Annotated in this window: 21 protein-coding genes; 8 read left to right on the top strand and 13 right to left on the bottom strand. The window is 69.5% G+C overall.

Annotated elements, in window-relative coordinates; translation table 11 throughout:
* Positions 1 to 24 precede the first annotated feature (24 nt).
* Complete coding sequence (locus AMK34_RS00980) at positions 25 to 1,224, top strand: 3-deoxy-7-phosphoheptulonate synthase (RefSeq protein WP_073842330.1); 1,200 nt, start codon at positions 25 to 27, stop codon at positions 1,222 to 1,224.
* Between the two features lie 184 nt (positions 1,225 to 1,408).
* Here AMK34_RS00980 and AMK34_RS00975 read toward each other — a convergent pair whose 3' ends face one another.
* Positions 1,409 to 1,972 (bottom strand): MarR family winged helix-turn-helix transcriptional regulator, encoded by a 564-nt coding sequence (locus tag AMK34_RS00975; RefSeq protein WP_038514956.1) that lies wholly within the window; start codon positions 1,970 to 1,972, stop codon positions 1,409 to 1,411.
* 94 nt (positions 1,973 to 2,066) lie between these two features.
* Here AMK34_RS00975 and AMK34_RS00970 point away from each other — a divergent pair, with 94 nt between their 5' ends.
* The 4 genes from AMK34_RS00970 to AMK34_RS00955 are packed head-to-tail and all read left to right on the top strand — an operon-like array spanning position 2,067 to position 6,869.
* Positions 2,067 to 2,792: an SDR family NAD(P)-dependent oxidoreductase gene (locus AMK34_RS00970; RefSeq protein ID WP_073842329.1), complete on the top strand. Its 726-nt coding sequence runs from the start codon at positions 2,067 to 2,069 to the stop codon at positions 2,790 to 2,792.
* A gap of 8 nt (positions 2,793 to 2,800) precedes the next feature.
* Positions 2,801 to 4,273 (top strand): MFS transporter, encoded by a 1,473-nt coding sequence (locus AMK34_RS00965; RefSeq protein ID WP_241832654.1) that lies wholly within the window; start codon positions 2,801 to 2,803, stop codon positions 4,271 to 4,273.
* Positions 4,270 to 5,868: a tyrosine 2,3-aminomutase gene (cmdF, locus tag AMK34_RS00960; RefSeq protein WP_073842328.1), complete on the top strand. Its 1,599-nt coding sequence runs from the start codon at positions 4,270 to 4,272 to the stop codon at positions 5,866 to 5,868. Before AMK34_RS00965 ends, cmdF begins: the two co-directional genes overlap by 4 nt.
* Complete coding sequence (locus AMK34_RS00955) at positions 5,865 to 6,869, top strand: aldo/keto reductase (protein ID WP_083649701.1); 1,005 nt, start codon at positions 5,865 to 5,867, stop codon at positions 6,867 to 6,869. The genes cmdF and AMK34_RS00955 overlap by 4 nt, the downstream gene beginning before the upstream one ends.
* A gap of 21 nt (positions 6,870 to 6,890) precedes the next feature.
* On the opposite strand, the gene AMK34_RS00950 is transcribed toward AMK34_RS00955, so the two are convergent.
* Both AMK34_RS00950 and AMK34_RS00945 read right to left on the bottom strand, forming a co-directional pair.
* Positions 6,891 to 7,547 carry a response regulator gene (locus AMK34_RS00950; protein ID WP_073842327.1) on the bottom strand — a complete coding sequence of 219 codons (657 nt, stop codon included), beginning with the start codon at positions 7,545 to 7,547 and terminating at the stop codon, positions 6,891 to 6,893.
* Positions 7,544 to 8,686 (bottom strand): sensor histidine kinase, encoded by a 1,143-nt coding sequence (locus tag AMK34_RS00945; RefSeq protein ID WP_073842326.1) that lies wholly within the window; start codon positions 8,684 to 8,686, stop codon positions 7,544 to 7,546. The genes AMK34_RS00950 and AMK34_RS00945 overlap by 4 nt, the downstream gene beginning before the upstream one ends.
* Before the next feature lie 162 nt (positions 8,687 to 8,848).
* Here AMK34_RS00945 and AMK34_RS00940 point away from each other — a divergent pair, with 162 nt between their 5' ends.
* The gene (locus AMK34_RS00940) at positions 8,849 to 9,283 is read left to right on the top strand and encodes a DUF6326 family protein (protein WP_073842325.1); all 435 of its coding nucleotides are present in this window, start codon (positions 8,849 to 8,851) and stop codon (positions 9,281 to 9,283) included.
* Positions 9,284 to 9,289: 6 nt separating this feature from the next.
* Here AMK34_RS00940 and AMK34_RS00935 read toward each other — a convergent pair whose 3' ends face one another.
* The 9 genes from AMK34_RS00935 to AMK34_RS00895 are packed head-to-tail and all read right to left on the bottom strand — an operon-like array spanning position 9,290 to position 14,885.
* Entirely contained in the window at positions 9,290 to 9,658 is a 369-nt protein-coding gene (locus AMK34_RS00935; protein ID WP_073842324.1) for a holo-ACP synthase, read from the bottom strand.
* A gap of 4 nt (positions 9,659 to 9,662) precedes the next feature.
* The gene (locus AMK34_RS00930) at positions 9,663 to 10,454 is read right to left on the bottom strand and encodes a hypothetical protein (protein ID WP_073842323.1); all 792 of its coding nucleotides are present in this window, start codon (positions 10,452 to 10,454) and stop codon (positions 9,663 to 9,665) included.
* Positions 10,451 to 10,720, bottom strand: coding sequence for an acyl carrier protein (locus AMK34_RS00925; RefSeq protein ID WP_038514973.1), 270 nt, complete (start codon positions 10,718 to 10,720; stop codon positions 10,451 to 10,453). The genes AMK34_RS00930 and AMK34_RS00925 overlap by 4 nt, the downstream gene beginning before the upstream one ends.
* On the bottom strand, positions 10,717 to 11,676 hold the full coding sequence (locus AMK34_RS00920) for a ketoacyl-ACP synthase III family protein (RefSeq protein ID WP_174492037.1): 960 nt from the start codon (positions 11,674 to 11,676) through the stop codon (positions 10,717 to 10,719). The genes AMK34_RS00925 and AMK34_RS00920 overlap by 4 nt, the downstream gene beginning before the upstream one ends.
* A complete protein-coding gene (locus AMK34_RS00915) occupies positions 11,676 to 12,500 on the bottom strand; it encodes an SAM-dependent methyltransferase (protein ID WP_073842322.1) in 825 nt (274 codons plus the stop codon). Before AMK34_RS00915 ends, AMK34_RS00920 begins: the two co-directional genes overlap by 1 nt.
* The gene (locus tag AMK34_RS00910) at positions 12,500 to 12,748 is read right to left on the bottom strand and encodes a hypothetical protein (protein ID WP_037348320.1); all 249 of its coding nucleotides are present in this window, start codon (positions 12,746 to 12,748) and stop codon (positions 12,500 to 12,502) included. The genes AMK34_RS00915 and AMK34_RS00910 overlap by 1 nt, the downstream gene beginning before the upstream one ends.
* A 27-nt stretch (positions 12,749 to 12,775) precedes the next feature.
* Positions 12,776 to 13,159, bottom strand: a complete 384-nt coding sequence (locus AMK34_RS00905) for a holo-ACP synthase (RefSeq protein ID WP_073842321.1) — start codon at positions 13,157 to 13,159, stop codon at positions 12,776 to 12,778.
* A gap of 2 nt (positions 13,160 to 13,161) precedes the next feature.
* Entirely contained in the window at positions 13,162 to 14,004 is an 843-nt protein-coding gene (locus tag AMK34_RS00900) for a hypothetical protein (protein ID WP_073842320.1), read from the bottom strand.
* Complete coding sequence (locus tag AMK34_RS00895; protein ID WP_083649700.1) at positions 14,001 to 14,885, bottom strand: diiron oxygenase; 885 nt, start codon at positions 14,883 to 14,885, stop codon at positions 14,001 to 14,003. The genes AMK34_RS00900 and AMK34_RS00895 overlap by 4 nt, the downstream gene beginning before the upstream one ends.
* Before the next feature lie 333 nt (positions 14,886 to 15,218).
* On the opposite strand from AMK34_RS00895, the gene AMK34_RS00885 reads away from it, so the two are divergent.
* On the top strand, positions 15,219 to 15,584 hold the full coding sequence (locus tag AMK34_RS00885) for a holo-ACP synthase (protein WP_038514984.1): 366 nt from the start codon (positions 15,219 to 15,221) through the stop codon (positions 15,582 to 15,584).
* Between the two features lie 2 nt (positions 15,585 to 15,586).
* On the opposite strand, the gene AMK34_RS00880 is transcribed toward AMK34_RS00885, so the two are convergent.
* Positions 15,587 to 18,817, bottom strand: a complete 3,231-nt coding sequence (locus AMK34_RS00880) for an AfsR/SARP family transcriptional regulator (RefSeq protein ID WP_073842318.1) — start codon at positions 18,815 to 18,817, stop codon at positions 15,587 to 15,589.
* Positions 18,818 to 19,071: 254 nt separating this feature from the next.
* Here AMK34_RS00880 and AMK34_RS00875 point away from each other — a divergent pair, with 254 nt between their 5' ends.
* A complete protein-coding gene (locus AMK34_RS00875) occupies positions 19,072 to 19,626 on the top strand; it encodes a helix-turn-helix transcriptional regulator (protein ID WP_051972558.1) in 555 nt (184 codons plus the stop codon).
* Positions 19,627 to 19,802 lie beyond the last annotated feature (176 nt).

Here is a 19,802-nt window from a genome sequence, read left to right as displayed (position 1 = left end):
CCACCACCCCACCTGGAGACCGCGATGATCCCCCGGACAATGCTGGAAATCGCCGCCGCCCACCAACCCGACTGGTCCGCTCCGGAGGAGCTCGCCGCCGTGCGGAACGCCTTGCGCACCAGACCTCCGCTCGTCGACGCGCATTCCTGTTACGCCCTGGCGGGTGAACTCGAGTTCGTCGCCCGCGGGGAAGCCGTGGTGATCCAGGCAGGCGACTGCGCGGAACTGTTCTCCGATTCGGCGCGGCACCGGGTCCAGGCCAAGGCCTCCCAGTTGCACCATCTCTGTGAAACCGCCGAAACCGCCGGGGTTCCGACCGTCCGCATCGGCCGGTTCGCCGGGCAGTTCGCCAAACCCCGTTCCTGCGCGACGGAAGTCCTGCCGGACGGCACGGAAATCCCGGTCTACCGCGGCGACGCGGTGAACGGCGTGACCCCCACGGCCGCGGCCAGGCGGGCCGATCCGGCGCGGATGCTGACCGCCTACGATCTCGCGGCGAGCGGCCTGGACGCGTTGTTCATGCGGCAACTGCTGCTTCTCGAGGGTGGCAGCGGGATCGGTTCGTTGCTGGCGCCGACCTACATCAGCCACGAAGCCCTCCTACTGGACTTCGAACACGCGCTGCTCCGCCCGGATCCGGCCCGAGGCGGCGACTACGCGTCTTCGGCCCACATGGTGTGGATCGGTGAGCGCACCCGGCAGCTCGACCACGCGCATCTCGCGTTCGCCGAACGGATCACCAATCCCGTCGGCGTGAAGATCGGCCCGAACGCGACGCCGGAAGAGCTCATCGCCATCGTCGACCGGCTGGCCACCGGACATCGCCGGGGCAGGCTGAGCCTCATCATCCGCATGGGCGCGGAGAAGATCGCGGACCGGCTGCCCGCGCTGGTGGCGGCGCTCGGCACGCGTGCCGGGCAGGTGACCTGGCTGTGCGATCCCATGCACGGCAACACCAAGAAGACCACGGCGGGCCAGAAGACCCGGGTGGTGACCGAGATCCAGGCCGAGATCACCCGGTTCTGCCGGATCCTGCGGGAGCACCGCGTCCACCCGGGCGGACTCCACCTCGAGGTGAGCCCCGACCCGGTGACCGAATGCGTGGACACGGTGGCGGAACTGTCCGGCGCCCTCGACCTGGACAGGTACGAGTCGGCCTGCGACCCCCGGCTGAACCCGGATCAGGCGCAGCGGGTCGTCCGGCATTTCACCCGGTCGCTCTGATCCGCGTCCGGTGGGGAGGGTCGTTCGCGGCTGAGCGCCGTCCGTGAAGGCCTCCTTCCCTCGGCTCAGCGGAGAAAACTCGACCTTCACACCTTCCCGAGTACATGAAGGCCCCCTTCCTTGCGCCTAGGTACAGGAAGGGGGCCTTCATGTACCTAGGAAACGACCGCCACCGGTTCGAGGGTCAGAGCACCGAACCGACATCACCGACATGCGAAACACCGTGATCGTTGCAGCGGCCCTGGACCTCGCCGAGGAGCACCCGTAGCAGTGAGGAGAGCTGGGCGCGCTGCTCGTCGCTCAGCCCGGAGATCAGTTCGAGTTCCCGCTCCAGCACGCGATCGACCGTCTGCTCCACCAGGGCGTGCCCGGCCGGGGTCAGGGTCACGTACACGCTGCGGCCGCGCGGTTCGGTGTGCCGCTCGACCAGCCCCTCGCGTTCCGCGCGGGCCACCCGCTGCGAGATCGCCCCCGCGGTGACCAGGGTCAGCCTCGCCAGTTCCCTGGTCGTCAGCGAGTACGGCGGTGAGCTGCGCCGGAGCATGCTGAGCAGGTCCAGCGTGGCCGAATCGACGTCGGAATCCAGCAGGACGCGGCGCCGGTCCTCACCGAACAGCTTCGCCAGCTGCCACACCCGGGTCACGATGCCGATGGACTCGGTCGACGTGCCGGGCCGTTCGCGCTGCCATGCCGCCTCGATCTCGTCCGCGGCGTCCGGCGTGGGGTCCTTTTCGGACGTTGCACTCATCCCAGACCTCCACCGCGGTTGTCGGCTGCACGACGCACAGCCTATCATTTAGGCCTAAACGTGAGTTAGGACCGGCGAACACGAAGGAGGCTAGATGACCCGGACGATCCTGGTCACCGGCGGGGGCACCGGCATCGGCAGGGCCGTGGCGGCGAGATTCGCGGCGTCCGACGCCGTCGTACACATCACCGGCCGCCGCAAGGACGTACTGGTCTCGGCGGCGGCCGACCTCGGCTCGTCGGTCCGGCCGCTCGTCTGCGACGCCACCGATCCCGAACAGGTGACCGCCGCGCTGGACTCGCTGGACGGGCCGATCGACGTACTGGTCAACAACGCGGGCGGCAACACCGACTTCGACCTCCCCGAGCAGGACGGGCTCGCCGGGGTCCTCGCGCACTGGCGGGCCAACCTGGACGCCAACCTGATCAGCGCGGTGCTGACCACCACCGCTGCCCAGGACAAGCTGGCCGAAGGCGGATCGGTGATCCACATCGGATCCATCGCCGCGGACCAGGGCGCCGGATCGTACGGCGCGGCCAAGGCGGGACTCGCGTCGTGGAACGTCGACCTGGCCAAGCAGCTCGGGGCCCGCAAGATCACCGCGAACGTGGTTTCGCCGGGCTACATCCGCGAGACCGAGTTCTTCCGGGACAAGCTCCCCGCCGAGCGGGCCGAGCAGCTGATCGACGCGACCAGCACCGGCCGCGCCGGGATTCCCGCCGACATCGCCGAAACGGTGTACTTCCTCGCTTCCGCCGGCGCCCGGCACATCACCGGGCAGACCTTCGGTGTCAACGGCGGCGCCCACCCGACCAGGTAAGGACGAGAATGGTTGCCGTCGCGGAAACATCACCCTCGACCGTGCCCGGTCCTCGTGACTGGGCGGGGATCGGGGTGGTGCTGCTGGCCACGTTCATGGGCCAGATCGACATGTTCATCGTGAACGTGGCCAGCCCGCCGATCCAAGCGGATCTGGGCGCAAGTTTCGGCCAGATCCAGTTCGTCATCGACGGCTACGTGATCGCCTACGCGGCGGGCATGGTGACCGGCGGCAAGCTCGGCGACCGGTTCGGCCGCAAGAAGGTGTTCCAGTACGGGGTGGCGGCGTTCACCGTCGCCTCGTTGCTGTGCGCGCTGTGTCCCACGGCGAATCTGCTGATCGTGGCGCGGGTCGTGCAGGGCGCCGCGGCGGCCGTCCTGATGCCGCAGGTGCTGTCGATCATCCAGGGCACCTTCGCCCGGCCGCGGGACCGGCAGCGCGCGATCGGCGCGTACGGCTCGGTGATCGGGCTCGGGGTCGTCGCCGGGCTGATCGGCGGCGGGCTGCTCCTGAACGTGGACGTCGCCGGGCTGGAATGGCGGACGATCTTCCTGATCAACGTCCCGATCGGGTTGCTCATCCTGCTGGCCGCGCCGTCGACGGTCCGGGAGAGCCGGAGCGAGGTCACCGCGCCGCTGGACATGGTGGGCACGGTGCTCACCGCGTCCGTGCTGCCGATCCTGCTGATCCCGTTGTCGCTCGGCCCGGAACACGGCTGGCCGCCGTGGATCTGGGGCTGTTTCGCCGCCGCGGCGCTGCTGACGGCTGGCCTGTTCCGGTACGAGAACAGGCTCGCCGCACGCGGCGGGGATCCCCTGTTGCCTGCCCGGGTCCTGCGCAGGCGCGGATTCCCGGCCAGCATGGCGACGGTGACGGTGTTCTTCGCCGGCAACGCGGGCTACTTCCTGGTGCTGACCTACTACCTCCAGTCCGCGCTGCACCTGGACCCGCTGGCCACCGGTGTGGTGTTCGTGCCACTGGGCGTCGGGTTCGCGGTGGCTTCGGTGGCCGGACGACGGCTGGCCGAGCGCTACGGCACCCGGGTGCTGATCACCGGCGCGCTGCTGATGTTCGCGAGCTTCCTGCCGATGCCGTTCATCGTGCAGGCGGGCACCGGCACCCAGGCCGTCGCGCTCGCGGCCACCATCGGGCTGTCCGGGATCGGGCAGGGACTGGTGGTCTCGCCGCTGGTCGGCATCGCCATGGCACAGGTGCCCGCCGATCTGACCGGGGCGGGTTCGGGGGTGCTGAACACCGTCACCCAGGCCGCGATGGCCGTCGGGATCGCGGGGATCGGCACGGTCTACCGCGCCGCGCTGGGGCGCAATCCGCAGGACACGGCGTCGATCCCCGCGAGCGACTTCGGTGACGCGTTCGTCGTCACCTGCGGGGTGCTCGCGGCGCTCGCCGTGGCGACGGCGGTAATGAGCTGGGTGCTCGGCCGATCGGGAACGGCGACACAGGCGGGAGCCGGGCTGTGAAAGACAGGGAACACCGGCCGGTGGAACTCGACGGCGAGAGCCTGGACCTCGCCGGTGTCCGGCGGATCGCCGAGGACGGGGCGCCGTGCACGGTGGCCCCGTCCTCACTGGACGCCGTCGCGAGGAACCGGAAGTCGTTCGAGGAGCTGGTAAGCCGCGGCGTTCCCGTCTACGGCGTCACCACCGGGTACGGCGAACTGGTGCACCATCCGGTCGGCGCCGGCGACGAGGTGGCCCTGCAGACGAACCTCGTCCGCAGCCACAGTGCCGGTGTCGGCCCGCTCTTCGCCGAGGACGAGGTCCGGGCGATGATCGCGGCCAGGCTCAACGCGCTCGCCAAGGGCCACTCGGCGGTGCGCCCCGCCGTCCTCGACCGGCTGGCGGCGTACCTGAACCTGAACATCACCCCGGCCGTGCCGGAGATCGGGTCGCTGGGCGCCAGCGGGGACCTCGCGCCGCTCTCGCACGTCGCCGTCACCCTGATCGGCGAAGGTCACGTCCTCGAAGACGGCGAACGGACACGGACCGGACCGGTCCTCGAGCGGCACGGGCTCGTTCCACTCGAACTCCGGGCCAAGGAAGGGCTCGCGCTGATCAACGGCACGTCGGCGATGACCGGGCTCGGCGCCCTGGTGGTCGGCCGCGCGCTGGACCAGGTGCGGCAGGCCGAGATCATCTCCGCGCTGGTCCTGGAGGTCCTGCGCGGTTCGACGAGCCCGTTCCTCGCCGCCGGGCACGAGCGGGCCCGGCCCCACCGCGGTCAGATCGACACCGCGGCGAACCTGCGCCTGCTGCTGGACGGCAGCGGGCTCGCCGTCGGTCACGCCGAACTTTCACGGCAGGCCCGCGACGGCGACGGCGAGGTCTACCTGCAGAAGGCGTACACCCTGCGTGCGGTGCCGCAGGTGCTCGGCGCCGTGCGCGACACCCTCCGGCAGGCCGAAGCCACACTGGAGATCGAACTCAACTCCGCCAACGACAATCCCTTGTTCTTCGGCGAATCCGGTGACGCCGACGAGGAAGAGATCTTCCACGGCGCGAACTTCCACGGTCAGCCGATCGCCTTCTCGATGGACTACTGCACCATCGCGCTCACCCAGCTCGGCGTGTTCTCCGAACGCCGGACGCATCGGCTGCTGAACCGGCATCTCAACGACGGCCTGCCGGAGTTCCTCATCTCGAGCGATCCCGGTCTGAACAGCGGGCTCGCCGGCGCCCAGTATCCGGCGAGCGCGCTGGTCGCCGAGAACCGGACGATCGGCCCCGCCAGCATCCAGAGCGTGCCCGCCAACGCCGACAACCAGGACGTCGTCAGCATGGGCCTGATCGGGGCCAGGAACGCCCGCCGGGTACTGGCGAACAACAACTGGATCCTGGCGGTGGAACTGCTCGCCGCGGCGCAGGCCGTGGACGTGTCGGGCCGGTACCGGCGGCTCGGTCCGCTCGGCCGGATCACCCACGACCGGGTACGGGCGACCGTCCCGGCCCTGAACCGGGACCGGTATCTGAGCGACGACATCGGAGCGCTCGCCGCCGCGCTCTCGCGTGGCGACTTCCTCGACGCGGTCGTCGGCCAGGGAGCGAAACTACGGTGACATACGACGATGCCCTGCCCACGCGTGTCCTGGGGAACGGCGGTCCCGCCGTGTCCGCGCTCGGCCTCGGCTGCTTCGGGATGAGCCGGGCCTACGGTGCCGCGGACGACGCCGAATCGATCGCCACCGTCCACCGGGCACTCGACCTCGGCTGTACCTTCTTCGACACCGCGGAGGTTTATGGCCCCTTCGACAACGAAGCACTGCTCGGCGACGCCTTGCGCGGACGGCGCGACGAAGCGTTCATCTCCACGAAGTTCGGCTGGGAATACGCCCAGGACGGCACCCGTGGCAGGTTGAACAGCAGGCCCGGCCACATCCGCCGGACCGTCGACGCGATGCTCGTCCGGCTGCGCACCGACCGCATCGACCTGTTGTCGCAGCACCGGGTCGACCCCACGGTCCCGATCGAGGACGTGGCCGACGGCGTCGGCGGGCTGATCGCCTCCGGCAAGGTCCGGTACTTCGGCCTGTCCGAAGCCGGGACGGCCACGATCCGCCGCGCGCACGCGGTCACCCCCGTGACCGCCCTGCAGACCGAATACGCCTTGTGGGAACGCCACATCGAGGCCGAGATCCTGCCTCTCCTGCGCGAACTGGGTATCGGCCTGGTCGCCTATTCCCCGCTGGGCCGCGGTTTCCTGACCGGAAACGCCAAACCCGCGGAGGAGTACGCCGCCGACGACTACCGCCGGCGGGATCCTCGTTTCCAGGGTGAGAACTTCCGCGCGAATTCCGCCGCCGTCGACGAGGTCTGCGCCGTCGCCGCCCGGGTCGACGCGAGCCCCGCGCAGGTGTGCCTGGCGTGGCTGCTGGCCAAAGGTGACGACGTCGTGCCGATACCGGGCACCAAGCGACGGTGGACGCTCGAGGAGAACCTCCGGGCCGTGTCTCTGCGGCTCGGTCCCGACGACATGGCATTGCTCGACGCGGCGGTGCCGGCGGGCATCACAAAGGGCCAGCGGTACCCGGAAGACGCCATGTACATGAACGGGCTCTGACGCCGGCTCGTCGGGTTCGGTTCAGTCCCCCACCCGGCCGGTGTCGTACGCCCACATCGCGATCTCGACCCTGTTCCGGGCGCCGAGTTTGGTCAGCAGGCTGGCGACGTGGGTCTTGGCGGTCGTCAAGCCGATGAAGAGCTCGGTGGCGATTTCGGCGTTCGTGCGGCCGCGGGCGACCAGCGTCAGCACCTCCTCCTCGCGGTCGGTGAGCGGCTCGACCGGTTGGGTCCGCCGGCTCGACGGTTCCCGGCCGGCGAGCGTGGCCAGCAGCCGCCGGGTGATGTTCGGCGCGATCAGGGCATCGCCGACGGCGGCGGCATGGACGGCCTGGACGAGCAGCTCCGTCCCCGCGTCCTTGAGCAGAAAGCCCCGGGCGCCGGCCCGGAGCGCGCCGTGGACGTACTCGTCGAGGTCGAACGTCGTGATCACGACCACCGCGATCGGGTCCGGGACGCCCCGCCCGGCGAGGAGCTTGGTCACCTCGATGCCGTCGAGGCCGGGCATCTGGATGTCGACCAGGCACACGTCGGGGCGGAGCCGACGCGCCAGCTCGACGGCGGCGTGGCCGTCGGCGGCCTGGCCGACGACCTCGATGCCTGGCTGTGCTTCAAGGATCATCGACAGGCCGGTGCGCACCAGATCCTGGTCGTCGGCCACCAGCACGCGCACCGTCATCGGCGTACCTTAGTCGGCAGTTCGGCGTCGACCGTCCACCCGCCCTCGGGCGCCGGCCCGGCACGCAGCGTGCCGCCGAGCAGCTGCACGCGCTCGGTCATCCCCAGCAGCCCGAAGCCGTGGTTCACCGGCCGTGCCGGATCGATCCGTCCGTCGTCTTTCACGCGTAGCCGCAACGTTCCCGCGCCGTCCACGACCCGGATCTCGACCCGCGAGGCGTCGCGGGCGTGCCGCAGGGCGTTGGTCAGCGCCTCCTGCGCCAGCCGGTAGACCGCCGCGTCGATCTGGGGCGGAAGTTCACCCAGGTCCTCCGGCAACTCCACGTCGACCACCGGGGCCGGAGCGCTTCTGGCGAGGGAGAGCAGGTCGGCAACGCCGGGCTGAGGGGAGTACCCCGCCGGCGCTCCGTCGCGCAGCACGCGGACCATCGCCCGCATCTCCGTGAGCGTCCGCGACGCTTCTCCTTCGATCGCCGCCAGCACCTCGAGTGCCGCCTCAGGTCGCCGGGCTGCCATCGCCCGGCCCGCCTGCGCCTGCACGGCGATCGCCGAGACATGATGGGCGACGATGTCGTGCAACTCGCGCGCGAGACCGACCCGCTCCTGGCCGCGGATCTGGTCCCGCTCCCGGCGCCGGCTGTCCGCGCGGTAGCGGAACGCCGCTCCACCCGCCGCAGCCGCCGCGAGGATGGCGAACCCGCCGAAGATCTCGGTCGGCCCGACGTGGTCGGGGACCATGCCGATTCCCGCGGCGACCGCCACCACCGCCAGCCCGATCACGATCTCGCGCCCGGAGCCCCAGCGGACCAGCGCGTAGACGAACACCAGGACGTAGATCATCGTGTCGAGGCCCAGGCTCGGGGCCCCGCCCGGCAGGCTCGCCAGTCCCAACGCCGTCGCGGCGCCGAAGGCCACCACGACACAGATCAACGGGTGGCTACGCCGCCACAGCAGCACCGGCGCGAGTCCGACCGCCACGATCGTCACGAACGGCCGCCAGGCGACGTCGTCCCGGAGGACTCCTTCGAGCAGCGCCGTCACCATCAGCGCCGCGACCAGCACCCAGTCGCGCGAAACCCGTTCGGGAGCGTCGGTGGCGCGCGGCTCGGCCCACAGCGAGCGCAGGGCGTTGGTGGTCACGCGCTCAGCCTAGGGACCGCCGAGGCGTCAGGGACCGACCGAAAGAACGAGACGCCGCTCCTCCCCACGGCCGGGACGGGTCCGGCTTCGACGACGATGTGCCCGCCGCCCGGCTCGGCGATCGTTGGCCCACCGGTCCTCACGACGACAACGGAGCCCACGATGCGAACACTTCAACCCGCCACGACCGCCCTGGACGAGCAGCGGATCCCGGTGAGAGCCAAGCTCGCCGCGGCGTGGACGAGCCTCGTGCTCCTGTACGCCTATGTGGACATTCTCGCCTTCTTCAAACCCGGTGTCGTCAAAGACATCGAGGCCGGCGTCGTCTTCGAGTTCGACATCAGCCAGACGTTGTTCGCCGTCTTCCTCACGCTGATGGCGATCCCGGCCTTCATGGTCGTGCTGTCGATGATCCTGCCCGCCCGGGCGAACCGCACCACGAACCTCATCGTGGCCTCGATTCAGGTCCCCTTCGCGGCGTTCAACGCGGTGGGCGAGTCCTGGCGGTACTTCTACGGCCTCGGCGTCGCACTGGAATTGATCGTTCTCGCCCTCATCCTGCGGTACGCCTGGACCTGGCCCCGCACCGCGCGGTGATCTCGTCTACGCCGCGAGCGCGACCGCCAGGACCAGGTCCGCCTTGTGCGTGATCGAGACCTGGACTTCCACCACCCCGAGCGCGGCGGCTCCCGCGGCCGCCGCGCCGGTGAGCACCACCAGGGCCGCTCCGGAATCGGCTCGTTCGACGGCGATCTGGCGCGGCGCGACGCCGTCGGCGAAACCGGTGCCGATCGCCTTCGCGACGGCTTCCTTCGCCGCGAACCGGCCCGCCAGGAACTCCCGGCATCGATCGGGGCCGAAACCGGCCGCGGTGGCGAGTTCGGACTCGGCGTAGACGTAGGCACGGAACCACGGCCGTGCCAGCAGCCGGTCCAGTTCGCCGACGTACAGCAGGTCGGCCCCGATCCGCATCTTGCTACCCCGCCGGGAAGGAGAAGACCGCGGCGTGACTGCGGCCGCTCACCGGGTCGGTGTCGCAGAGCACGACCTTCCGGTACGTCTCCTGCCACGCCGGCCAGTTTCCCGCCAGGGCGAGCCACACACTGGTGCAGTACGAGCCCGGCGCGACCCGGTGGACGTCCGCCTCGACGGTTTCCGTCACCCACGGACCGAGGACCACGAGCGTGCCGGGCTCCCGATGTGGTTCGAGCAGCTCCCCCACCGTCCCGCTGGACGACACCGACGCCAGCCGTGGCCCCGGTCCGGTGCCGAGGACCAGCGCGGCACCCGAGTCGACCAGCCCGCCGTCGTCGACCAGCGGATGCGGGGTCGGGAGCGTCGTCTGCTCCAGTACCGCGACGACCGCCTCGTCGCACCGTCCCGACCGCTGATACGCCGCCACGACGCGCAAGGCCGTGAAAGGCGCGGCCAAACCCTGCTGTGCCAAGGAGAAAGTGGTCGCCGTGACGTCCAGCCGGTCGGCGAGATACGGCGCCACGGCGGTGAACGGCAGGACGTCGGGCAGGGCGTGGGTCACGATGACCAGCTGCGGGCGGCTCGTGCGCACGCCCTCGGCTTCCAGTAACCGGTCGGTCAGCGCCTTGTGCGAGACGTGCGCGCCGCGCTGCCAGCGTTCTTCGTCCACTTTGGACCCGAACGGTTCGACGAGATCCGCGAGGAACCTCGAGACCGCCGCGTCCTCCCGGTAGCCGGGCCCCGGCGGTGAGATCACCGCGCTCGTGCCGCGCAGGGTCGGTTCACCGCTCATGACACTCCTTCCCCGATGGCCTGCCTGGATTCGACGTAGTCGGCGAACGAACGGACGGTGCGGAGGCGATCGATGTCGAGGTCGTCCGGATCCACCGTGATGTCGACGGCCATCTCCACCAGCATCAGCAGTTCCAAGACCTTCGACGAGTCCAGCCGCAGGTCGTCGAACAGCCGCGTGTCCTCGGTCAGCCCGGTGATCTCCCGTTCCAGGACGTCCCCGAGCGCGTCCCCGATCGCCGACACCACCTCGTCGCGGGCCGTCACGTCCCGCTCCCCCGCGTCCGATGGGTGATCACCATGGCGCCGAACGTCGCACCGAGACCGACCGTCACGAGCACGTAGCGGGCACCGTCGACGAGCCTGCCGTTCTCCCGCAAGGTCGTGTAGTTCAGGAACACGTCCGACGAGAAGCAATGGCTGAGCTTGGGGATGTTCTCCAGGAAGAACTTCTCCGACGGCGCCTCCAGCGCCTTCACCGTCTGCCGCCAGGCGAGGGCGTTGACGTTGTGCGGGATCACCAGATCGATGTCGTCGAACCCGCATCCCGCCTCGGCCACCGCCTCAAGGATCACCTCGGCCAGCCTCGGCCCGTAGAGCTCGCCGAATTCGGTGTTCTGCTCCGGAGTCAGCGCCAGCCATTCCGCGTACTGCCCCAACGTCTTCGTGACGAAGGAGTGCACGACGTCGCCGTCGCCGTCCACCGTCAGCAGGCACGCCGACGCCGCGTCCGCCATGATCGCGGTGTTGGGGATCAGCTGCACGATCGGCGAAAACGCCCGCTCGCCGGTCACCATCAGCGCGTAACCGCCGGTCTCGCCCTCGGCCCGCAGCAGCTCGGCCGCGACGTCGATGGCACCCAGACTGCTCACACAGGCCTGGTGGGACAACGCGAACGCCTCGACGTCCACCAGCCCCAGCCGCCGCACGAGCTCCTGGGCGATGTCGACGTCGGCCGGCGCGAGCGCCTGGGTCGTATGCGCGAACACCAGCCTGTCGATCCTCCGGCCGGCGGGCAGCGCCGCCAGCGCCCGCTTCGCGGCGGGCAACAGGAGGTCGAACAGGTCCATCCCGGGATCGAACCGGAGCGTGTCGAGGCCGTAGAACTTCCGGAACACGCCGAGTTCGGCCCGGCGCAGCCCGAGGTGCTCGCCGAGCTCCTCGATGCGGACGCTGCGGTCGGGTACGAACGATTCGACGCGTTCCAGTGTGGTCGCGCCCATCAGCCCTCCAGGTATTCGGCCTGCAACAGCCAGAGCCGGTTGGCGCCGCGGCGTTCCGGCGGCTGTACCTCGTACGGCCAGCGGCCCTCACCCGCGCCGGGCTGACCGGGCTCCTTGACGGCGTCGACCTTCCAGCCGTGGGCCAGCAGGAACTCCTCCGGCTCGTCGGTGCCGAAGATCCACGGTGTCCCGTCGTCGGCCAGCCGGTCGAGGAACGGCTTCGAGAACGGGCTGCGCAGCAGTGCACGGCCGAGGATGTCCAGTGCCAGCCTGCTTCCCGGCGCCGACACCGAACCCAGCGTCTTCAGCAGACCGCCGGCCTGCTCCTCGGTCAGGAAGAAGGTCAGCGCCTCGGCCACCCACAACGTCGGGCGGGTCGGGTCGAAGCCAGCCTTCTCCAGGTCCGGCAGCCATTCGCGGGTCAAGTCGGCGGGAACGACCCGGCGATCGACACGCGGCTCGGCGCCCAGTTCGGTCAGCCGCCGCTGCTTCTCCACCAGCAGCGGCTCGTGGTCGACCTCGAAGACGACGGTGTCCTCGGGCCAGTCCAGCCGGAACGCCCTGGTGTCCATCCCCGCCGCGATCAGCACCACCTGGCGGATGGAGGGATCCGACCGCAGCTCACCGATGGCGTCGTCGAGGAACCTGGTCCGGATGCTGATGAACGGCAGCAGCCCGCCACCGGCGTAGCGCTCGATCAGCCGGAACCCGTCCGGCGCGGCGAGGGCGCTCGCCAGCGGGTCGGCGAACAGCGCGTCCTCGCGTTCGGACTCGAGCGAACGAGCCGCCGCCATCCACTGCGCGGTATAGGAAACGGCGTGCATCAGCTGACTCCCGCTCCGGCGAAGAACGCCTTCTCGATGGCCGACAGGGTCTTGAAGTCCGCGATGTCGATGTTGTCGAAGTCGACCTCGACGCCGCTCGCGTCCTCGATCACGTAGACCAGCTCTACGAACGAAAGCGAGTCGACCAAGCGGCTTTCGATCAGGTCCTCTTCGAACGCCAGCTCGGTGCGTTCCGGGTGCCTGCCGAGAATCCAGTCACTGACCTTTTCGATACCAGGGGCGGGCATGTCTTCTCCTTCGAGGTTGTTTCCTTCTCAGTCCGCGGCGGACACCGCGACCGCGATGGCGTACGCGTCGTCGTGGGTGATGCTGATTTCGATCTCGCCGAGCCCGGCTTCCCGGGCCAGCCGCGCGGCGCGTCCGGTGAGCCGGACCACCGGCCAGCCGCCGTCGCTCTTGAGCACTTCGGTCGAGAGCCAGGGCACGGGCTGCCCACCGACGTGGAAGAGTTTGAACACCGCTTCCTTGGCGGCCAGGCGTCCCGCGATACCGGCCAGATCCGGACCGTCCGGAGTGGACGAACTCAGCAGTTCGGCGGAAGAGAGCATGCGCCGCAGCGCGGGTTCCGCGTCCTGGGCGACGAGCTCGCGCACCCGGCTGAGCGGGACGACGTCGATGCCGATCCGTCTCGCGGACATGGTCACCCGGCCCGGTCCGCCGCCGCTCGGACGGCCGCCAGCGCCGCCGGGAGATCGCCGTGATGGACCTCGGTCAGCACGGCGAGCCAGCGCTCCAAGCCGAACGCCACACAACTGGTGTAGGCGAACTCCTTGCCGTCACCGAAGCGGATGTCGCACCGTTCGCCGAAGAAGTTGCGGTGGGTGTTGACCGAGGCGATCGCGAGGGTGCCGTGCTGGAACTCGTACTTGACCGGGCTCAGCTTCTGCAGGAGAGCGCGGGCGCCGTCGTTCTGGAAGAACGGATCGATCGCCGCCTCCTTTTCCAGGCCGAGGCCGAGTTCGCCGGAGAACGCCAGGATCCGTTCGGTGAAGCGGGAAACGACTTCCTGGGTATGCTCGAACGAGCCGAGCGCGACGATCTCACGCATCTGGAAACTCGCCAGCCGCCGCAATCCGCTGTAGTGGTCTTCGCTGCGGAAACAGCGGTTGACGAGCGTCACGATCTCCGTCTCGGACACCTTCGTGCCCTCGTAGAAAAGGTAAGCCCCGTAACAGGTCGCGTGCGGCAGACCGTAACGGCCGTCCTGCAGATCGCCGCCGGCGAACCGCCCGTCGACCGGCTTTCCCTCCCGGCCGGCCAGATCCAGCGGACCGGCCACGAACGCCAGATGCGGGAAGTTCGCGTAGACGTCGAATTTCTCCAGGTCGGTGACCGGGTACAGCGGCGGCGGGCTGATCTCCCGCGCCCCGGCGGCGCCCGCCCAGCCGAGGAAGGTCCGGTCGAGTTCCTTGACCAGGGCGGTCTCGTCGGGACCGAGGATCGCCAGCGCTTCGGCGCCGTCCACTCCGGTGGTGCGGGTCATCGGAGGATCCCCGTTCGCTCCAGGTACTTCAGGGTCTTGCGGAACACCTGTTGCTCGGCGGCGGGCCGGGTGGGCGCGTCGAGCAGCGCACGCCGGAGTTCCAGCGGGTTCTCGATGCCGGCGTCGCGATAGACCTGCGGGTTGTACAGCGACTCGAAACTGTAGGTGAGATAACGGCGGAGATAGGCCGAAACCTCGACGAGTTCCTCCTCGGTCGCCGTCTTCTTGAGGTCGCCGTAGAGATGCTCCACCAGCTCCCGGCCGAACGCGATATGCCGCGATTCGTCCTGATGGTGGATGCGGTTGATCGCGCGGATCGTCTCGTGCAGACGTTCGTCCCGCGCCATCAACGAGTTGTAGTGGTCCACCAGTTCCTCGAAGATCAGGATCCTCGCGAACACCAGCAGACTCTCCACTTTGGACGAAGACGCGGGCGGGATGGTGACACCGGCACCCGGGGCACGGTAGATCTTTTGGCCGTAGCGCAGGCAGAATTCGGCGAAGAACCACATGTGCTCGTTCTCTTCGCCGATGAAGTGATGGAAGAACTCCGATGGCGTCTCGAAGCCGGCCGTGTGGATACGCGCGACGACCTCGATCAGCAGCTCGCGGATCCCGTGCACGTTCAGGCTGTAGAAGTTGATGCTTTCGAACCGTGACAAGGCGAAGAGCTGGTCTTCGCTCAGTGTCGTGGCGAACTCGGTGCCGTGCGTGGTGGTGAGCTCGGGGCTCATCCACCACATCCGTTCGGGCAGGCTGTCCGGCCACTCGAACATCTGATAGGGGTTGTAGTAGTCGTCGATCGACTTCGACGAAAGGCGATCGAGCAGGCCGCGAAACCGTTCGTCCGCGTCGATGATGTCGCTGATGTCACTGGCCACGAAGGTCTCCTCCGTTCTTCCGGACTCGATTCGACGCTACGGCAAGGAATCCGCGCGATTCAACGTCCGCAAGCGGTCTGGCCGACACCGGCCAGCACCCTGGTTTCCCGATGCGGCGGCGATCTAGGGTGGCCGCATGGCGAGGACGCAGTCCGGCCGGACCACCTGGACAGTCCGCTGACGTTGCGAAAGCCACTTTCGCAACCTTCAACGTTGCGAAAGTGGCTTTCGCAACACGCCGCCCTTCGCCCTGCCCCTCGACAGAACACGAATCGCCACTCACGACCCACTCGGCCGGGCGACCGGCGCGAAGTGCGAAGGGACCGGGAACGTATGACCACGCTCGTCGGAGTGGACGCGCTGCGCGTGGCCGAACTCGACCTGCTCGCGCGGCGCGGCTGGTTCCTGAAGTTCCTGTTCTCCCAGGAGGAAATCGACGACCTCGCGACGGCGGGCAGCGTCTGTCTCGCTTGCCGGTTCGCCGCGAAGGAGGCGGTGCTGAAGATGCTCAGGACCTGCCTGTCCGGTTCGGTCCCGCCCGCCCAGATCGTGCTCCGGCGGTCCGGAGCGGGCGCGACGTCGGTGGAGTTGCGCGGTGCGGCGTCAGAACGTGCTCGTGCGCTGGGCATCGAGCGGGTCGACGTCTCCATTTCCTGTGAGCGCGGGCTCGTGATCGCGGTCGCGCTGGGGACGGCCTGAACTCAGGTCGCGAGCAGGTTCGCCACGCGGAATCGTTCGACCGAACCGCAGTCGGCGAGGATGTCGTGCGCCTTCCGCAGAAGTCCCTGCCCGGCACCGGGATCCCGTTTCGCGGTGACTTCGCCGAGGACGGCGAGCGCGTGTCCCTCGCCGATCCGGTTGCCGGTGCGGCGATGCAGGGTCAGCGCGCGCTCGGCACATTCGGCCGCTTGTTTCCGGTCGCCGAGGTCCCGCCGAGTGGTGGCCAGCACCGTCTGGGCCCGGGCGACGAGGAGCCGGAAGTCCCTCCGTGCGGCCAAATCCGCGGCCGCACCCGCATGCGTGACGGCGTCGTCGAGCCGCCCGCCACGACGACACACCTCGGCAAGCGCCAGCAGACTGACGATCTCCGCGCGGGTGTAGTGGATCTTGTGGGCGAGTTCGACCGCCTGCCCGGCCAAGATCTCGGGCGCCACGGACAACTCGGTCCGGCCACCGAGTTCGGCCAGTGCCGCGAGCGCGTTCGCCTCCGCCCGGCGATCTCCGGTCTCCCGGGCAAGTTCCAGCATCGCCTCGGCGTGCTCGGCCGCTTCGGCGAATTCCCCGGTCTCGGCGCACAAGGCCGCCAGTGAGCAGAGTGCGGTCGTCTCCCCGTAACGAGCGCCGTTCTCCCGGTGCAGGGAAACACTTTTCGACAGCGACTCGCGCGCATCGGTCAGCCTGCCGAGGTCGAGATAGACCTCGCCGAGCGTGGTGTACACATGCGCGGCGCCGTCGCGATTGCCGGCGCGTTCGATGAGCGACAGGGCCTGGGCCAGTCGCTGGATGGCTTCCTGTGGCTTGCCCAGCTCCCGCAGCAGTGTCCCGATGTTGTGCAGGTTGGCCGAAAGTCCTGCTTCCCAGCCCATCCGGCTGTTCAGCTCGATCGCGCGGTCGAGTTCGGCGACCGCCTCGTCGAGCGCGCCGAGCTCCCAGTGGACTCCGGCGAGATTGCCGCGCGCGGCGGCTTCCGCCTCCGGCCACCGTTCGGCGGTCGCCAGCTCCAGCGCCCTGGTGTAGTGCGCGACGGCGGCCGAGTAGTCGCCCAGCCCGCGATACACCTGAGCGAGGCTTTGCCGGGCGGCGATCCGGCCGCGCGGCTCAGCGTCCACGACCGCCGCGGCCAGCCCGGCCTTCGCGACGGCGACCCAGTCCACGGAATGCCTTCTGAGCCAGAAGAAACCGCGTAGGGCGTCCGCCAGTAACCAGACGATCCGGTGCGGGCCGTGCGCGGCGGCGTCGTGGACGATGGCCATGAGGTCGGCACGTTCCGCTTCGAGCCACTCCAGCGCCTCGGCGTCGTCATCGAACACGACGTCGGTCTCGCCGAATTCGGCTCCCTCCCGAAGCCGGAGGATCTGCGGCGTGATCCGCGTGACCGCGACGGTCACCGTCGCGAGGTACCAGCCGAACAGCCGGAGCCTGGCCGCGTCGCGGTCGGCGGCGTCGTCCTCGGCCCGCGCGCGTTCGGTCGCGTACAGCCGAAGCAGGTCGTGGCACTGGTACCGGCCGTCGGCGCCCCGGGCGACGAGATGCGCACGCTCCAGTTCGGCGAGAGCCTGAGACGTGCTCTCGGGGTCCTGCCCGGCGAGCACGGCTATCGACCGTGCGGTGAAATCCGGCACCTGGACCACGCCGAGCAACCGGAACAAGCCCTGGGCGGCCGGACCGAGCCGCCGGTACGACAGCGCGAACGCGGCGCGGACCGCGGCCGACGGGTCGCCGTCGATCCCGAGCCGGTCCAGCCGGTCGGCCCGCAGCAGCCCGTCGACCACGGCGCCGATCGGCCGGTCCCGGCCGATGCCGATGTCCGCGGCCGCGATCCGCAACGCGAGCGGCAACCCGGCGCACAACCGGACCAGTTTCGCCGCCGCCCGGCGTTCCTCCTTGACCCGCTGCGCTCCGACGATCCTGGCGAGCAGCTTGAGTCCGTCCTCTTCGGTCAGCAGGTCCAGCCGGACGGCGCCCGCGTCGTGCAGGACGACGAGCCCGGGCAGTTCCTGCCTGCCGGTCACCACGACGAGGCTGCCGGGACGGCCGGGCAGCAGCGGCCGCACCTGATCCGCCGTGCCGGCGTTGTCCAGCACCACGAGCATCCGTTTGCCCGCGAGCTCGGACCGGTAGAGCGCGGCCAGTTCGTCCGGGTCCACCGGTATCCGGTCGGGCGGGACACCCAGCGAGCGCACGAGCCGGACCAGCGCTTCGGCCGCGGTCACCGTGGCCGACCGCGCGTGGCCGTGCAGATTCAGGTAGAGCTGGCCGTCGGGGAACCGGTCGAGCGCGCCGTGCGCCCATTGCAGTGCCAGCGCGGTCTTGCCCACCCCCGCGGTGCCGCTGACGACCACCACCGGTGCGCCGCCGGCGACCAGGGCGTCGATCCGGCGCAGCTGCGTGGTGCGGCCGGTGAACGTCGGCACAGCGGCGGGCAGCTGCCTCGGCCCGGCGGAAACCGGCTGTTCGGCGGCGGGCAGGTCCAGCGCCGGATCGGTGCGCAGGATGGCCTGGGCGAGGCCGGTCAGCTCCGCACCCGGTTCGAGCCCGAGCTCGCCGGTGAGCAGGGCACGCGCCCGGCGGTAGACCTTGAGCGCCTCGGCCTGGCGCCCCGACCGGTAGAGCGCGAGCATGAGCTGGGCCTGGAAATGTTCCCGCAACGGATGTTCCCAGACCAGCTCGGTGAGTTCGGCCACGACGTCCGCGTGCCTGCCGAGCGCCAGATCCGCGTCGATGCGTTGCCCCAGCAGGACCAGCCGTCGTTCCTGCAGCCGGTCCGCCTCGACCTGGAGCGCGGCACTGCTGTCGGCCAGCCCGCCGAACGGAGGGCCCTGCCAGACCGCGAGTGCCTGCCGCGCGAGACTTCCGGCGACGACCGCGTTCCGCCGCTCGTGTGCCGTGCGCGCCTGGTCGGCGAGATCCTCGAACCGCCGCACGTCCAGTTCGCCGGGATTCACCACCAGCAGATAGCCGGGTCTGCGGTGCACCACGCGATCCGGATCCGCCAGCGCGCGGCGGAGCTGGAGGACGTAGAGCTGGAGGTTCTTCGCCGCGGTGCGCGGCGGGCGGCCCGCCCACAGGCCGTCGACCAGCGCGCTCACCGGGACCACCTCGCCCGCGCGATGGAGCAGCAGTGCCAGCAGACGGCGGACTTTCGGCGCGCCGAGCTCGAGTTCGGTATTCCCATCGCGGACACCGAGCGGCCCGAGAATCGTGAACTCCATATGTCCCCCACTCACCTCGCCGGAATAATCGCGAAGCGCTCGCGACCTTTCCGATTAGTGGTCCATACCAAACTTATACCGGCTCTACGCATGCTTCGGAACAAGAATTCAGCTGGCGGGAAACAAAGTGCGATCGTGTAGGACGAACACGCCTGGGGGCAAGGTCAGTGTCTGCGTCATCCGCTCCGAACCCGACCGATGGAACGAGCCTGTCGACTGTACTCGATCTGGTTTCCACCGCAAGACAGGAAGTCTTGACCACCGCTACGGGCGGTTCGCCGTGGTTCGGCGGGACCGTCACCGCGGCCGCGCGCCGCGGCGCCTTCCCGCCGCACGTCCGGGTGCGACTGCTGTGCACGACACCGGCGGAGCACGCGCGCGGCGAGATCATCGAGGCGGTGCGGCACGGGCTACGGGTGAAGGTCACCGATCGGGCGATCGAAGAATCCCTTTTGATAGACCGCAGACTGGCGCTGGTCCCATCGGGTGGCGACGACGCCAAAAGCTTGCTCATGGTGACCACGCCGACGTTGATCAGCGCCCTCGCCGACGCCTTCGACCCCCGCTGGGAGGAGGCCACGCCCTGGGAGATGACGTCCGCTCGGCCGGACGAGTTCGAACAGGCGATCCTGCGCTGCCTGGTCGACGGACTGACCGATGAGGCGGTCGCGAACCGGCTGGGCGTATCCGCGAGGACCGTTCGGCGGTACGTGAACGTCCTCATGGCCCGCGTCGGCGCGAGGAGCCGGTTCGAACTCGGTTTCCGGGCGGCGGAATGCGGGTGGCTTCCCGCCGACGCGGTCGGCTGAAGCGACTGTCCGGTACCGGCCGCATTCTTCGTCCATTGTGGATTGATCATCACCGGCGTCGCCGATCGGGATGTCTTTCTCCGGTCGTCGAGTCCGCTTTCGGCCAAATTCTGGTGGCGTCCGCCGGAACCGACCTAGATTCCGTTCCGGATCGTCTCGAATTCACGTCCTGATTG

Origin of the sequence: Amycolatopsis sp. CB00013, from assembly GCF_001905755.1 — a bacterium.
Classification (GTDB): Bacteria; Actinomycetota; Actinomycetes; order Mycobacteriales; family Pseudonocardiaceae; genus Amycolatopsis; species Amycolatopsis japonica.
This window is presented reverse-complemented; position numbering and strand designations above follow the sequence as displayed.